Annotated in this window: 14 protein-coding genes; 7 read left to right on the forward strand and 7 right to left on the reverse strand. The window is 72.4% G+C overall.

The genetic code is table 11. The features are described 5' to 3' along the window. From B4M60_RS09655 to B4M60_RS09670, 4 genes are all read right to left on the reverse strand, one after another. Nucleotides 1-493, reverse strand: a 493-nt coding sequence (locus B4M60_RS09655) for an acyl-CoA dehydrogenase family protein (protein ID WP_291082858.1), incomplete at its 3' end; no start/stop codon positions are given. A 10-nt stretch (nucleotides 494-503) separates the two neighbouring features. Beyond that, nucleotides 504-1406 (reverse strand): SDR family NAD(P)-dependent oxidoreductase, encoded by a 903-nt coding sequence (locus tag B4M60_RS09660; RefSeq protein WP_291082862.1) that lies wholly within the window; start codon nucleotides 1404-1406, stop codon nucleotides 504-506. A 9-nt stretch (nucleotides 1407-1415) separates the two neighbouring features. Further along, on the reverse strand, nucleotides 1416-3281 hold the full coding sequence (locus B4M60_RS09665; protein ID WP_291082865.1) for a penicillin-binding transpeptidase domain-containing protein: 1866 nt from the start codon (nucleotides 3279-3281) through the stop codon (nucleotides 1416-1418). A 42-nt stretch (nucleotides 3282-3323) separates the two neighbouring features. Then, the gene (locus B4M60_RS09670) at nucleotides 3324-3932 is read right to left on the reverse strand and encodes a hypothetical protein (protein ID WP_291082869.1); all 609 of its coding nucleotides are present in this window, start codon (nucleotides 3930-3932) and stop codon (nucleotides 3324-3326) included. Between the two features lie 215 nt (nucleotides 3933-4147). On the opposite strand from B4M60_RS09670, the gene B4M60_RS09675 reads away from it, so the two are divergent. From B4M60_RS09675 to B4M60_RS09690, 4 genes are read left to right on the forward strand one after another with little or no spacing between them, the layout of a single operon-like run. Further along, nucleotides 4148-5140 (forward strand): intradiol ring-cleavage dioxygenase, encoded by a 993-nt coding sequence (locus B4M60_RS09675; protein WP_291082872.1) that lies wholly within the window; start codon nucleotides 4148-4150, stop codon nucleotides 5138-5140. Between the two features lie 20 nt (nucleotides 5141-5160). After that, nucleotides 5161-5874 (forward strand): response regulator transcription factor, encoded by a 714-nt coding sequence (locus B4M60_RS09680; RefSeq protein WP_291082875.1) that lies wholly within the window; start codon nucleotides 5161-5163, stop codon nucleotides 5872-5874. Further along, nucleotides 5871-7328: a sensor histidine kinase gene (locus B4M60_RS09685; RefSeq protein WP_291082878.1), complete on the forward strand. Its 1458-nt coding sequence runs from the start codon at nucleotides 5871-5873 to the stop codon at nucleotides 7326-7328. Before B4M60_RS09680 ends, B4M60_RS09685 begins: the two co-directional genes overlap by 4 nt. Before the next feature lie 32 nt (nucleotides 7329-7360). Beyond that, nucleotides 7361-7885: a DUF4112 domain-containing protein gene (locus tag B4M60_RS09690; protein WP_291082881.1), complete on the forward strand. Its 525-nt coding sequence runs from the start codon at nucleotides 7361-7363 to the stop codon at nucleotides 7883-7885. A gap of 43 nt (nucleotides 7886-7928) precedes the next feature. On the opposite strand, the gene B4M60_RS09695 is transcribed toward B4M60_RS09690, so the two are convergent. Both B4M60_RS09695 and B4M60_RS09700 read right to left on the reverse strand, forming a co-directional pair. Then, nucleotides 7929-9032 carry a hemolysin family protein gene (locus B4M60_RS09695; protein ID WP_291082884.1) on the reverse strand — a complete coding sequence of 368 codons (1104 nt, stop codon included), beginning with the start codon at nucleotides 9030-9032 and terminating at the stop codon, nucleotides 7929-7931. Further along, entirely contained in the window at nucleotides 9029-10387 is a 1359-nt protein-coding gene (locus tag B4M60_RS09700) for a hemolysin family protein (protein WP_291082886.1), read from the reverse strand. The genes B4M60_RS09695 and B4M60_RS09700 overlap by 4 nt, the downstream gene beginning before the upstream one ends. Before the next feature lie 228 nt (nucleotides 10388-10615). Here B4M60_RS09700 and B4M60_RS09705 point away from each other — a divergent pair, with 228 nt between their 5' ends. Further along, nucleotides 10616-12091, forward strand: coding sequence for a peptide MFS transporter (locus B4M60_RS09705; protein WP_291082889.1), 1476 nt, complete (start codon nucleotides 10616-10618; stop codon nucleotides 12089-12091). A gap of 28 nt (nucleotides 12092-12119) precedes the next feature. On the opposite strand, the gene B4M60_RS09710 is transcribed toward B4M60_RS09705, so the two are convergent. After that, nucleotides 12120-13388 carry a L,D-transpeptidase gene (locus B4M60_RS09710; RefSeq protein ID WP_291082891.1) on the reverse strand — a complete coding sequence of 423 codons (1269 nt, stop codon included), beginning with the start codon at nucleotides 13386-13388 and terminating at the stop codon, nucleotides 12120-12122. A 184-nt stretch (nucleotides 13389-13572) separates the two neighbouring features. Between B4M60_RS09710 and B4M60_RS09715 the strand changes: the two genes are divergently transcribed. After that, on the forward strand, nucleotides 13573-14235 hold the full coding sequence (locus B4M60_RS09715; RefSeq protein WP_291082894.1) for an NAD(P)H-binding protein: 663 nt from the start codon (nucleotides 13573-13575) through the stop codon (nucleotides 14233-14235). Nucleotides 14236-14317: 82 nt separating this feature from the next. Next, nucleotides 14318-14755 carry a hypothetical protein gene (locus B4M60_RS09720; protein WP_291082897.1) on the forward strand — a complete coding sequence of 146 codons (438 nt, stop codon included), beginning with the start codon at nucleotides 14318-14320 and terminating at the stop codon, nucleotides 14753-14755. Nucleotides 14756-14806 lie beyond the last annotated feature (51 nt).

Raw genomic sequence — 14806 nt, forward strand, 5'->3', positions numbered from 1 at the left:
GGCACATCGTGCCGGTGAACCGTCCCTCGATCATCGGGCGGACGTACCGCTCGATCTGCTCGTCCGACCCGTGCGCCAGGAGCAGGTTCGCGTTGCCGGTGGTGAGCAGCGGGTACGCGGCGGTGGAGACGTTGGCGGCGTAGAACCACGCCATGCACGCCAGGTAGGCGGTGTAGGGGAGCTGCATGCCCCCGACCTCGGCGTCCATCGCCGCGCCCACCAGGTCGGCCGCGGCGAAGCGCTCGAGCGCCTCGCCGATCTCCGGGATGAGCTCCACGTCCTGGCCCACCAACCGCGGCTCGTGGAGGTCCGACTTGCGGTTGTGGGGCGCGAAGTACTTCTCGGCGAGCTCGGCCGACAGGTCCACCACCGCGTCGATCGTCTCCCGCGAGTGGTCCGCGTACCGCGGCCGGGCGCAGAGGTCGGACACGGCCAGCCAGTCGTGCAGGAGGAAGTCGAGGTCGGCGCGGGACAGCAGGTGCGAGGGGGTCATGACCCGCAGGCTACTCGCGGCCGACGACACCGCCCGTGGCCCGCGCGAACTTCTGCCCCATCCCCGTCATGGTCCTGGCGTAGACCGCTGGCAGGAAGCGCTTGCCGCGGTAGGAGCGCCGGGCCTCGGGGTCCGGGAGGACGAGGAACTGCTTGGCGTCGAGGGCGGTCATCACCTCGGCCGCGATGTCCTGGGCGCCGCGCTCGGAGCGCTCGATGAGCTTGCTCGCGAATCCGCTGGCGGCGGGGTCCGAGACGTTGAGGCTGGAGGCGAGGTTGGTGCGGAAGAACGACGGGCAGAGCACGGAGACGTCGACCCCGAAGGGCTCGAGCTCCCACCGCAGGCTCTCGGAGATCGCCACCACCGCCGCCTTGACCGCGGTGTAGGACGTCATGGTGGGCGGGTGCACGAGCCCGGCGAGCGAGGCGGTGTTGACGATGTGTCCGCGGCCCTGGCCCTTGAGCATCGGCACGAAGGTGCGGCAGCCGCGGGCCACCCCCAGGAGGTTGATGTCCACGATGAGCTGCCAGTCCTGCTCGGTGAGGAGCTCGATCCGGCCGCCCTGCGCGATGCCGGCGTTGTTGACCAGCACGTCGAGGCCGCCCCAGATCTGCTCGACCTCCGCCCGGGCGGCCTTCCACTCGTCCTCGGACCGCACGTCGAGCCGGAGGTAGCGGGCGTCGGAGGGGACCGTCGACGGGCGCTCGTCGGTGGGGGCGAGGTCGGTGACGATCACGCGGTCGCCGCGTTCGAGGAACGCCGTCGCCAGCGCCAGGCCCAGCCCCGAGGCGCCCCCGGTGACCAGCACGCGCCGGTTTGTGTCCTCCGGGGACGGGTGGGAGGACGGGGCGAACGGCAGTCGGGACAGTCCGGGGACCGGAAGATCGGGCAGGGAGATGCTGGGCAGGCGCATGGGGAGAAACTACCGAGCGGGCAGGGGCGCCGGTTGTCCGACACCCCCGAGGAAGTCCGCGGCCATCGCCACCGCCGGCCCCGAGGAGTCCGCGCCCTCGATGAGCACCGCCAGCGCGAGGTCCCCGGTGGAGCCGACGAACCAGCCGTGGGCGGGGCCGGAGGCCACCTCGGCCGTCCCGGTCTTGCCGCCCAGCCCGGGGATCGACGACGCCGCCGTGGCGGTGCCCGACCGGACGGTCTGCTCCATGTATCGGCGCAGGGTGTCCACGACGCCGCGGTCGAGCGGTGGGGGTGACTGGTCGGCCACGGCCGGCATGCCGGCGATCACCGACGGCAGGATCATCCGACCGCCGTTCGCGAGCGAGGCCTCCAGGACGGCCATGCCGAACGGGCTGGCCAGCACCTCGCCCTGCCCGATCGCCGCCTCCACCCTCGCCGGTCCCCGCTCGGTGACCGGCACCTGCCCGGTGATGGTGGTCAGGCCCGGGGTGGTGAAGTCCACGCCCAGCCCGAGCGAGGCCGCGGTGTCCCGCATCGCCTCGGGGGTCAGCCGGTCGCTGATCACGGCCTGGCTGGTGTTGCACGAGCGCGCGAACGCGGTCTCCAAAGGGACCGGGCCGAGCGCGAAGTCGCCGTCGTTGGGGATGGTCCGCCCCGAGACCGTGATCTGCGCCGGGCACGGGACGATCTCGTCCTCACCCACGACCCCGGCCTGGAGCGCGGCGGCCGTGGTGACGGTCTTGAAGGTGGACCCCGGCGGGAACAACCCCTGCAGCGAGACCGGCCCCTGGGCGTCCGCGGCCTGGTTCTGGGCGACGGCCAGGACCCCGCCGGTCGAGGGCTGGATCGCGACGATCGAGGCGGCCCGGCCCGAGGCGTCAACGGCGCGCTGGGCCTCGAGTTGGATGGACGGCTGGAGGGTGGACACCAGGTCGGCGACCTCCCCGGCGGGCGCTCCGCCGAGGGGGATGGGCGCGACCCCGGGGTTGGCGATCTCCGCCGACCAGCCGCCCGCCGCCCGCAGCGCCTCGAGCCACGCGTCGGGCAGCCCGGTGAGGGCAGGGGATCGCAGGGCCCGGTCGACCTGGATCAGGCGTCCGCTCTCGGCGAGCGAGACGCCGGGGACGGCGGCGAGCCGCTCGCGGAGCGGATCGACGTCGGCGGGCCGCAGGTCCACCACCTGATAGGGCTGGTCGGGCGTGGCGGCCATGCCGTCGCGGATCGACTGCCCGGTGATCGTCGGCGCCGGCCCGCTCACCAGCGCGGCGACGGCGTCCGCGCTCCCGGCGGCGTCCGGCGCGATCGTCACCGCCGTGACCGGCGTCCACTGCATGAGCGGCGCGCCGGTGCGGTCGACGATGTCGGTGGCGTAGTCGAGTTCCTCTACGAACGTCAGGCGGCCCCCGTCGAGCAGCCGGGTGTCGAGGACGGTCGGTGCCCACTCGACCCTCCACTCCCCGTCCACCTCGGTCGTGCGGGCCTGCCCTGAGGTGGTGACCGTGCGCGGTGCGGTGCCCGGAGCCGCGCCGTCCGCCGCCAGGGTCCACGTGTACTCCACGGTGACCGGGTCCCGATCGGGGCGGCGGTCCCCGTCGGGGGTGGAGGAGGCGAGGACCGGGTACCCCATGCCGGCGAGGCTGGCGGTGAGGGCCTCCTGGGCGGCCTCCGGCGCGGTGGTCAGGGCGGCGGCCCTGGTGACGTCGCCGCCGGCCAGGGCCTCGCGGAAGTCGCGCAGTTCGTCGGCGCCGGTGTCGCCGGTGAGCGCGGCGCACCCGGTACCGGCGACGACGACGACGAGGGCCGCAGCCACCAGGCCGGCGGTCCGGCGGCGGCCCCTGCGGGGAGCGCGAAGGTGGGACGACTCGGTGCTCATGCGTCCACGAAACCAGACTCGGGCCCGCCGCGCTGCCTGCCGTCAGTGGCCGGGACCCCCGCGGCCGCCGAGGACGCCCGCGTCGGCCCCCTTGAGGATCGCGTCCGCGTCCGCCCGGGTGAGGGTGCCGTCCGCGACGGCCGCGTCCAGGCGGTCGCTCAGTTCGGCCCTGCGCTCCTGGTCCCGCTCGGCGTGCACGGTGTCGAGCGCGGCGGCGACCTCCTCCTGGGAGACGCCGAGCTTCTCGGCGAGGGCGGAGGCCATCTCCGCCTGCCGGGTCTCGCGGTCGGGCCGCGTCCCGTCGGTCTGGCCCTCCGTCCGCAGTTCGTCGCGCACGTCCCGCAGCGCCTGCTCGACCTCCGCGGTGTCCTTGCCGAGCGCCGTGGCGATCTCGGAGGCCATCTGGTCGGAACGGTCGCCCATCCGGTCGCCCATCCCGTGGCCCCCGCCGCCCTTGCCGCCGCGGCCGCCGTCAGCATGCTGCCCGGTGGTGGTGTCCGACCCGGTGTCGTCCTGGGCGTTGGCGACGGCCAGCCCGCCCACGCCGACGGCGGCGACCACGGCGAGCCCGCCGAGCGCGGCGACGGTCTTCTTCGACAGGGTGCGGCGCGGGGCCGAGCCGTCGCTCTGCGTGGTTCCGTATTCCTGCACGGGGTTCCTCCTCGTTCTCCGGCCCGGGTCCGTCCCCGGCCTCGACCCCACTCTCGCCGCCGTCGGTGGGAGGCGGCTTGAGGCGACCTGCGAGGTTGCTGTGAGTCGCGGCCGGTGTCCAGCGACTTCACAGCAACCCTCCAGGGAGTTGACTGGTTCGGCTCCTACCGTCGGGACGTCCACACCACGACGATCGCCCCCGCGAGGAGGACTCCATGTCCCGTATCCGCCGCTCACCCGCCGCCGGCCACACCGCTGCCGGAGGTGGCGACCAGCCGCACGACCACGACCTGGGTCTGCACCACGATCTCGCCGTGATGAACCGGCGGGCGGCGCTCCGGGGCCTGTTCGGCGTGGCCGGGCTGGGGGCGGTGGGTCTGGCCGTGGGCTGCGCTCCGGGAGGCGAGGCCGGGGACGCGTCCCCGGCCGGTGACACGGCTGCGGGAGGCGGGACCGCCTCGTCGTCGTCGACCTCCACGGCACCCGTTCCGGACGGGTGTTCCGATCCCGCGCCCGGCGAGACCGCCGGCCCCTACCCCGGTGACGGTTCCAACGGCCCCAACGTCCTGGTGGAGTCCGGCGTCCACCGATCGGACATCACCTCCAGCTTCAACGGCATGACCGGCACGGCCGAGGGCGTGCCGATGACGCTGACGATGACCCTGCAGGACCTCGTTGAGGGCTGCGCACCCGGCGAGGGCATGGCCGTCTACGTCTGGCACTGCGACCGGGAGGGCCGCTACTCCCTCTACAACGAGGGGGTCACCGACCAGAACTACCTGCGCGGCGTCCAGACCGCGGACGAGTCCGGCCGCGTGGAGTTCCGCAGCATCTTCCCCGCCTGCTACTCCGGTCGGTGGCCGCACGTGCACTTCGAGGTCTACGACTCGCTGGCCTCTGCGGTGGCCGGCGAGAACGCCCGCCTGACCTCGCAGATCGCGCTGCCGGCGGAGGTCGCCGACGCCGTCTACGCGCACGACCCCGGCTACGGCGCCTCGATCCGCAACATGGCCGGGGTGAGCCTGGAGTCCGACATGGTCTTCTCCGACGGGTGGCAGGCGCAGATGCCCACGGTGACCGGCTCGCCGGAGACCGGATACGAGGTGCGGATCACCATCGGCGTCGCCGCCGCCGAGGACAACGCCCCCGGTGGACCCGGTGGACCCGGCGGTCCCCGCGGTCCCGGCGGTCCCGGTGGGTCGTCCTGACGGTGGGGCAGACTCTCCTCATGGACATCGGCCGGGATCATCGCGGGGGAACGCGCGTGCTGGTGTGTGACGACGAGCCGGGCATCGTTGAGCTCCTGCAGGTGAGCCTCAAGTTCCAGGGCTTCGAGGTGGCCACCGCCCGGGACGGCGCGCAAGCGATCGACGTGGCCCGCGGTTTCCGCCCCGACGTGGTGGTGCTCGACGTGATGATGCCGCGGATGGACGGATTCGACACGATCGGCCGGCTCCGCGCGGACGGCTGCGACGCCCCGGTGCTGTTCCTCACCGCCCGCGACGCGGTCGAGGACCGCGTCCGCGGGCTCACGGTCGGCGGCGACGACTACGTGACCAAGCCGTTCAGCCTGGAGGAGGTGATCGCCCGGGTCCGGGTCCTGGCCCGGCGTGGCACCGCCCCCCGGGACGAGGCGGCCGACAGCCGGATCACGTTCGCCGACCTCGAGCTCGACGACGACACCCACGAGGTGTTCAAGGCGGGTGACCCTGTCGCCCTCTCGCCCACGGAGTTCCGGCTGCTCCGATACTTCATGGTCAACGCCGGGGTGGTCCTGTCCAAGAGCCGGATCCTCGACCACGTGTGGGACTACGACTTCGGCGGCGACGCCGGGGTGGTCGAGTCGTACGTCAGCTACCTGCGCCGCAAGGTCGACACCGGCCCGGTCAAGTACCTCCACACCCTGCGCGGGGTCGGGTACGTCCTGCGTGAACCGCGATGACCCCGGACACGCGGGGGACCGAGGTCCGGCGCCCCGGCCCCCTCGACCGCCTCCCGCTGAGGGTGCTCCTCGTGGGGACGATGCTGCTGCTCGTGGCCGCGGGACTGCTCGTCTCGGGCGCGGCGGTGGCCCTGACGATGCGGGCGCAGCTCGTCGAGCGTGTCGACGATCAGCTGGCCGACGGAGTGCGGAGCTGGGCGCACCGGGGCACCCCGGACGCCAGACCGACCGCCCCGTCCCGGCAGCCGCGGTCGGGCCAACCGTCGCGGGAGCGTCCGCCGTCGCAGTTCTACGTCGAGGAGCGCGCCGCCGACGGCACTGTCCTCCTCGTGGTGGACGACATCGGCGCCCGCCCCGCCGTGCCCGCCGACCTCCCCCCGGGTGAGCCCCGGACCGTCCCCTCCGCGGGCGGAGGCGCCTGGCGGGTCCTCGCGACGCCCGCCCGGGGCGGCGTGGTGGTGCTGGGGCTCCCGCTGGACCGCCAGGTCGACCGCACGGTCGGGCTGCTCGTCGGGGTGTCGGCCGCCGTCGGGGCGGGGGTGCTGCTCGTGGTGGGCACAGCCGGCTGGTACCTCGTTCGCCGGGCGCTGCGGCCCCTCGGGCAGGTCAGCGAGGCGGCGGGGCAGATCGCGGCCGGCGACCTGGACCGGCGGTTGCCGGAGCGCCCGGCGGGCACGGAGGTCGGCGACCTCACCCGCAGTTTCAACGAGATGATCGACCGGATCCAGATCGCCTTCACCGAACGCGCCGCTTCCGAGGCGCGCTCCCGCCGCTTCGCCGCCGACGCCGGGCACGAACTCCGCACCCCGCTCACCTCGATCCGCGGCTTCGCCGAGCTGCACCGGATGGGCGCGATGGAAGACGCGGAGGAGGTGCTCGCCCGGATCGACGTCGAGTCGACCCGGATGGCGGACATCGTCGAGGACCTCCTCACCCTGGCCGGGCTCGATGAGCGACGCCCGATCGCGCGCACCCCGGTGGACGTGGCGGAGGTGGTCTCGGATGCGGTGGAGGGCGTCCGCGCGCTGGCCCCGGACCGGTCGGTGACGCTCGACGTGCGGGCGGTGCCCGTGATCTCCGGCGACGCCTCGCGGCTGGGGCAGGTGTTCTCCAACCTCGTCGTGAACGCCGTCCGGCACACCCCGGCGATCGCGCGGGTGTGGGTGGAGGTGGACGAGGAGGACGACGGCGGCGGCGCGGGGTTCGTCGCCGTGGTCCGCGTGCGGGACGACGGGCCGGGCATGGGCCCGGAGGATGCCGCGCGCGCCTTCGAGCGCTTCCACCGCGCCGACGATTCCCGGACCCGCGCCGACGGCGGGGGCAGCGGGCTCGGTCTGAGCATCGTCAGCGAGCTGGTGCACGCGCACGGCGGGACGGTCGAGCTCGACACCGCTCCCGGGGCGGGGGCGACGTTCACCGTCCGGTTTCCGCAGGAGGACGCCCCGACGCGCTGAGCAGACGGCCCCCGCCCGTACGCTCTACCGACATGACCGTCCGCCCGCCCGATCCGGTCCCCGCGGCTCGCGCCCCGGTTCCGGCCGCCACCGCGGTGCCCGGGTCGTCGCCCGTCACCTCCGGGCTCGCCCGCGTCCTGGACGACCTCGTCCGCATCCCGGGGACCCGCTACCGCGTGGGGGTGGACCCGGTGATCGGGTTCGTCCCCGTCGTCGGTGACGCGGTCGGGACCGTCGTGGCCGCGGCGGTCCTCATCGAGGCGATCCGCAACCGGGTGCCGGTCCGCATCCTGTTCCGGATGGGGTGGAACTACGTCGTCGACGCGGTCCTCGGGACGATCCCCTTCGTCGGCGACGTGGCCGACATCGCGCACAAGGCCACGTCCAAGAACCTGCGGCTGGTGGATCGGACGATCGCCGAGGGCAGGACCGTCGACACCGACGCCCGCGGCTACCTGCTCAGGGCGGTGGGGGCGGTCGGCCTCATGCTGCTCGTCCTGCTCGGGATGGCCGCCTTCGCGCTGTGGGTGCTGCTCAGGCTGATCGGGCTGTTCTGAGCCGGTCGGCCGGCCCGACCGGCCACCGGACGAGCCCCGCGACCTAGCGGGTGGCCGCCGGGAGGAGTCGCCGGACCACGTCGTCGAGGGTGAGGACCCCACGGACCTCGGAGGTGTGGGTGCCGGGGTGGTGTCCGGATAGTTCGACGACGACGAGGTGGGCCCGGGCCTCGCGCATCCTGCGGAAGGCCTCGGCCACCGAGAGGTCGTGTTCGAGGGAGACGCTGGGCCGCATGAGTTCACGGGCCGTGGCGGCCGTCCCGACGTCGATCGCGTCCCGCGCGTGCACCACGCCGACCGCCGTCTCGCCGTCGAGTACCAGGAGGCGCAGGTGGCCGGTGCGGCGGGCCGTCTCCCGGATCTCCTCCGGGTTGGCGGCGATGTCGACCGAGGACATCTCCTGCGGGGTGGCGGGTGTGTCCACGCCCCGCTCGCCGAGCAGGTCACCCACGGTGAGCTCCTGCAGTTCCAGCGCGCTGAGCAGCTGGCGGTGGTGGGTGGCGTCGAGGGTCCCCGCCTCGCCGGAGTGGCGGACCAGCTCCCGCAACGAGTCGGCGTCCTGGCCGGCCGCCACCTCGTCCACGGCCTCGACCCCCAGCCGGTGGAGGATCGAGTTGGCGATGGAGTTGAGCAGGATCAGCAGCGGACGGGTGAGCCACAGGAAGCCGCGCATCGGCAGCGCGAGCAGGGTGGCCGAGTACTCCGGGTGGGTGATCGACCAGGACTTGGGCGCCATCTCGCCCACCACCAGGTGCAGGAACGTGACGATGATCAGCGCGAGGATGAACGCGATCACGTCGGCCGTCCACAGCGGCAGGCCCCAGCCGGTCAACACCGGGGTCAGCCAGTGGTGCACGGCCGGCTTGGTGATCGAGCCGAGCGCCAGGGTGCACAGCGTGATCCCGAGCTGGGACCCCGCCAGGAGCAGGGAGAGATCCGAGGCGTTGCGCAGCGCCGCGCGGGCGGAGGCGCTGTGTGCCGCCTCGTCCTCCAGCCGGTGACGCCGGGCCGAGATGAGGGAGAACTCGACGGCGACGAAGAACGCCGAGGCCGCGATGAGCAGGATCGTCGCGGGCACGATGACCAGCGGGTTGCTCATGAGGCCCGAGCCGGCCTCGGCCGCGAGCAGGGTGGTGGTGGGGGTCATCGCGCGTCCTCCTCGACAACGACGTGCAACTGGGAGGGGACGCGGCGCTCGATCTGGCGGACCTCGGTGCGCAGCACGCGGTTGGCCGAGATCTCCTCGAGAAGGTCCGTGTCCGGGAGGGGGATGTCGACGCGGTCGCCGACCTCTGGAAGATCGCCGGTGGTCTCGATCACGAGTCCGCCCAGGGTCTCGGCGTCCACCTCGGGCAGGGTGATGTCCAGCAGGCGCTCGACCTCGTCCAGGTGGGTGTCACCGGTGAGCAGCCAGCCCAGGCCCTCGCTGACCGGGGTGCCCACGGCGAGCTGCGGGTCGTGCTCGTCCGCGATCTCGCCGACGATCTCCTCCGCCATGTCCTCCATCGTCACCACGCCGGCGAATCCGCCGTACTCGTCCACCACCACCGCCATCTCCGCCTTCTCGGCGCCCAGGCGGGCGGCGACCTCCGGCAGGGGCAGGGAGGTCGGGACGACCACCGGCGCGCGCATCAGGGTGGACACCTGGACGAGGTCGGTGCCCTCGTCGTCACACACCGTGAGCAGGTCGTGCAGATCCACTATCCCGATCACGTCGTCGGAGTCCTCGCCGACGACCGGGTACCGGGTGTGGCCGGTGGCCATCTTGGACAGCACCTCGCACACGGTGTCCTCGGCACGGACCACGTCGGTGCGCGAGCGGGGGATCATGGCGTGCTCGGCGGGCTGGCCGGGGAAGTCGAGCATCCGGTCCAGCAGGCGACTGAGTTCGGGGGACAGCTCCCCGGTCTCACCGGACTCGGCCACGATGTGCTCGAGGTCGCGGGCGGTGGCGGAGTGTTCCTTGTCGTGCACCGGCTCGATGCCGACGAGCTTGAGCAGCGCCTCGGAGGCCTTGTCGAACAGGCCGATCAGCCACCCGAAGACCGCCAGGTAGATGGTGGTGGAGCGGGCCAGCCAGCGGGCGACGGGCTCCGGCCTGGCGATCGCCAGGTTCTTGGGGACTAGCTCGCCGAAGATCATCTGGACCACGGTGGAGAAGAGCAGCGCCAGGACGGTGCCGACGGCCACGCCGACGGCCCGCGGAACCGAGGCCAGGCCGAGGAGCTCGCCGAGCCCGCGCCCGATGAGAGGTTCGGCCACGAATCCGACCAGCAGGCCGGTGACGGTGATGCCGAGCTGCGCGCCCGACAGCATGAACGACGTGCGCCTGGTGACGCCGAGGACGCGCGCCGCGGCCGGGTCGCCCTTCTCGGCGGCGGCCCCCATGCGGGAGCGGTCGACCGCCATGAACGCGAATTCCTGGGCCACGAAGTACCCCGTGAGTGCGGTGATCGCCAGCACCACGACGATGCCGACCAGCAGCGAGATCGCGATGCTCATCCGGTGCTCCCCCTTCCGAGAAGGGGGTTGATAGATCGGGCCGGGGTATCGGCTCGGCTCACTGGAGATGCTCCTGCGCGTGCGTCGGGGATGTCGAGTCCGGGTCCTGTGCCCGGCGGCCCCCTGATTCTCCCGCCCGTGGCCCGGATTGTCGACTCTCACCCCGGTCCGGCGGCGCGGGTGAGATGAAGTTGTTTGACCGGAAGCACCGGAGTATCACTGTCTGACATGACAACTCGTGACTCCGAGGTCGCGCTCGCCGATACGGACCGCAGGTTCTTCGGCCACCCCCTCGGTCTGGCCAACCTGTCCGGCATCGAACTGTGGGAACGGTTCAGCTTCTACGGCATGCAGGGACTGCTGGCCTACTACATCTACTACGCGGTGGGGGAGGGTGGCCTCGGGTACTCCGAGCAGATCGCCACCTCGATCGTCGGCGCCTACGGAGGCCTCGTCTACGCCTCCGCCATCCTCGGCGGCTGGATCTCCGACCGGCTCTACGGTGCGGAACGCACGCTGTTCGGCGCGGCGGTGATGATCATGGTCGGCCACATCTCGCTGGCCCTCGTGCCGGGGGCGGTGGGGCTGGGCCTCGGCCTGGTGTTCGTCGGTGTCGGTGCCGGCACCCTCAAGGCCACCACCTCCACCGTGGTGGGCGACATGTACCGCCGGACGGACGACCGACGCGACGCCGCGTTCTCGATCTACTACATGGCGGTCAACATCGGCGGCCTGCTCGGGCCGCTGGTCACCGGCGCGCTCTGGAAGACGCACGGCTTCCACTGGGGCTTCGGCGCGGCCGCCGTCGGCATGGCCGTCGGCCTCGTCCAGTACGTCCTCATGCGCGGATCCACGCTCAAGGGCATCGGTGCGGCGGCACCGGATCCCCTGCCCCGGCGGCAGCGACTCCGTTACCTGGTCGGCGGAATCGTGGTGGTGGTCCTCATCGTGGTGGCGTTCGTCACCGGGCTGGTCCCGCTGGAGTCGTTGGCCAACATCGTCACGGGCGTCGCGGCGATCGGCGCGGTCGCCCTGTTCGCGATCCTCATCGGCAGCGCCAAGACCCGGCCCGACGAGCGCAGCCGCGTGATCTCGTTCATCCCGATGTTCGTCGCGTCGGTGGCGTTCTGGGCGCTGTTCCAGCAGCAGTTCACGGTGATCGCGATCTACTCGGACCAGCGCCTGGACCGCACCCTCGGCGGGTGGGAGATGCCCGCGAGCTGGGTCCAGTCCATCAACCCGCTGTTCATCATCGTCTTCGCGGCCGTCTTCGCCGCGATGTGGGTCCGGCTCGGCGACAGGCAACCCTCGACCCCGATGAAGTTCGCGTTGGCCAACCTCATCATGGGCGCGGCCTACCTCGTGTTCCTGCTGTTCGTGGGGAACACCGCCACGCCGCTGCTGGGGATCGTCGGCATCCTGTTCCTGTTCACGATGGCCGAACTCCTGCTGTCCCCGGTCGGGCAGTCCCTGGCGACCAAGCTGGCGCCGGAGGCGTTCAAGACGCAGATGGTGGCCCTGTTCTTCCTCACCGTCTCCATCGGCAGTGCGCTGTCCGGCGTACTCGCGGGCTACTACGACGCCGAGGACCCCGCCGCCGAGCGCTCCTACTTCCTCGTCCTGGGTGTCGCCTCGATCGCTGTGGCCGTGGTGATGGCGCTGCTCGCGCCGTGGATCAAGAAGAAGATGCTCGGCGTGCGCTGACCACCTCCCCGGTCGTCACGGCCGGGCGTCACGGCTGGTCGGCGGCGCCCGTCTGCCACGTCCGCCACGGCACGGACCAGTCCCCGTTCTGCCACACCTCGAGATCGGGTCCGCCGGTGCCCCGGACCTCCACCACGTCGCCGGCCACGGCCTGGTCGAAGTACCAGGAGGCGTCGGCGGGCGACAGGTTGAGGCAGCCGTGCGAGACGTTGGTGTTGCCCTGGGCCCACATCGAGTCGGCGAGCGCGTGGAAGTAGATCCCGTCGTTGGAGATGCGGACCCCGTCGGCGACCGTCACGCGGTAGCCGGCGGACAACGGCAGGCCGTAGGTCGAGGAGTCCATGAGCACCGATCCGGCCTTGTCGAGAACCGTGTAGGTGCCGGGCTGAGTCCAGAAGTGCATGGACACCCCGCCGTAGGTGGCGTACCCGCCCTTGCCCATCGACGTGGGCATGGTCTTGACCAGTTCCTGGTTGTGGAAGACCGACACGGTCTTGGTGGCGTCGTCGGCGATCGCGACCCGGCGGTCGCCGATCGTGAAGTCGACCTCGGCGCCCTCGCCGCCCCACTGGCCCCCGCCGAGGTTCCTGCCCTCGGTGTCCAGGTCCACCCTCACCCGGGTGCCCGTCTCGTAGTAGTCCCTCGGACGCCAGTGCGCCGTGGAGTCGTTGAGCCAGAACCAGTTGCCCTCCACGGCCGGCTCCGTGGTGACCCGCATGAACTCCTCGAGCCGGGTGCGGTCGGCGACGGGCTGGTCGAACCGGGCGGCCACGATGATCCCGACCCCGTACTCGCGGCCCGACTCCAGGGCGCCCCCGCCCGAGGAGACGAGGCTGGGGGTGACGATGGACTGGGGGGCGGCCATGGTGAACGTGCGCTCGTCGGTCTTCGGGCCGCCGGCCTCGCCGGTGTAGGTGACGGCGAGGGTGTACGTCCGCCCGTAGCCGAGCGTCACCGCCGGCGTCCACGAGTGGCCGTCCCGTGCGAGCTCCCCCTCGATCACCTTGCCCGCGTCGTTGGTGAGCACCGCCTCGGTGATGACGCCGTTCTCCACCGTCGCCCGCACCCCGTCGACCACGGCCACATCGGTGGCGCCGTCGGCCGGGGTGACCTCCAGGGCCGCCGGCGCCGGGGCCTCGGGGGTTGCCGATGCCGGGGTGGTCTCGCCCGCCGAGCCGGTGGGGGTGGGAATGGTGCAGCCGGCGGCGACGAGCAGGAGCGTCAGGAGTCCCGTGAGGAGGGCGAGAGGGATCAGCGCCGCCGTGCGCGGGCTGGTACCGGACCTGGACAGGGACATGCGTGACTCCGAGACAGAACGTGGGGCGTGCCGGCGAGTTCCGGCTGATGTCCACATGATGCCTGCGGGGTCCGACACGAGGCCAATCGAACCGCTGGCTCCCAGCGTGTCGTTGTGGAGTTGTGACCCGTGGCCCGGCGCCCGCGCTCGGCGCGGCCGCCGGGCGACGGGTACAACGGAGTTCATGAGTATCGATCGCCCAGTGACCATCATCGGCGGCCACGGAAAGGTCGCGCTCCGCGCCGCACGCATCCTCTCGGAGGCCGGTGCGACCGTGTTCTCGGTGATCCGCAACCCCGATCACGCCGGCGACATCCGGGACGCGGGCGCGAGCCCCGTGGTCGCCGACGTCGAGGCCCTCGACGTCGAGGGGCTCGGTGAGGTGCTGCGGGACAGTGGCACGGTGATCTGGTCCGCCGGTGCCGGCGGTGGGGACCCCGAGCGCACCTACGCGGTGGACCGGGACGCGGCGATCCGGTCCGTCGACGCCTGCGTGCGGGAGGGGATCGGGCGCTACGTCATGGTCTCCTACGACGGGGCGGGCCCCGACCACGGCGTCCCCGAGGACAACTCCTTCTTCGCCTACGCGGAGGCCAAGGCCGCGGCGGACGCCCACCTCCGCGACTCGGGGCTGGACTGGACGATCCTGGGCCCGGGCATGCTCACCGACGAGCCGGGAGGGGAGTCGATCGGGGTGGGTGAGGGCAGGCGGGAGGACCGGGCCACCAGCCGGGACGTGGTCGCCGCCGTCGTGGCCGCCGTGCTCCGTCGCCCGGACACGGTCGGACGGACCATCGAGTTCTCCGACGGGGACACCCCGATAGGCGAGGCCCTCACCAGGCGGTGAGCGGCGGGTGGGCCGACGTCCGGTCGCGGGCGTCTGGGCGAGCGCGGCCCCGGGGTCGGGCGACCGGGGTTATCCTTCCCCGATGAGGATCCTGGTCGGTGGCTCCTGGATCACCGTCCTCTGCGCGCTTCTCACCGCGTTCTGGAGCGTTCCGCAGTACCTGGCCACCGGGACGGTCACCCTCAGCTCGCATCCGCTGTTCGTGACGCTGTTCCTCTTCCCCGCGCAGATCGGGGTGCCGGTGAGCCTGCTCGTGGCGCTCAACTCGGTCCTGCTCCTGGTCCGGCATCAGCTCACCACCATCCCCCGCCGCGTCCTGGCCGGGGGGCAGATCCTCACCGTGACCTTCCTGGTGATCTGCGCTCTGCTCCTGGTGATGCCGAACGCGTTCGGCCGGGAGTTCATCGTGATGGCGCTGGCCTTCCAGATCGGACAGGTCGTGGTGGCCACCGGGCTGGCGCTCCACCTGTACCGGAGGCGGAGGTTCCGTACCCACTATCAGAGCGTCGGGTCGAACTGACGGCCCGTGCCCCTCCGCCCTGACACCGCCCCTCCCTGACACCGCCCCTCC

This window comes from Dietzia sp. UBA5065 (genome assembly GCA_002415925.1).
Lineage (GTDB): Bacteria > Actinomycetota > Actinomycetes > Mycobacteriales > Mycobacteriaceae > Dietzia.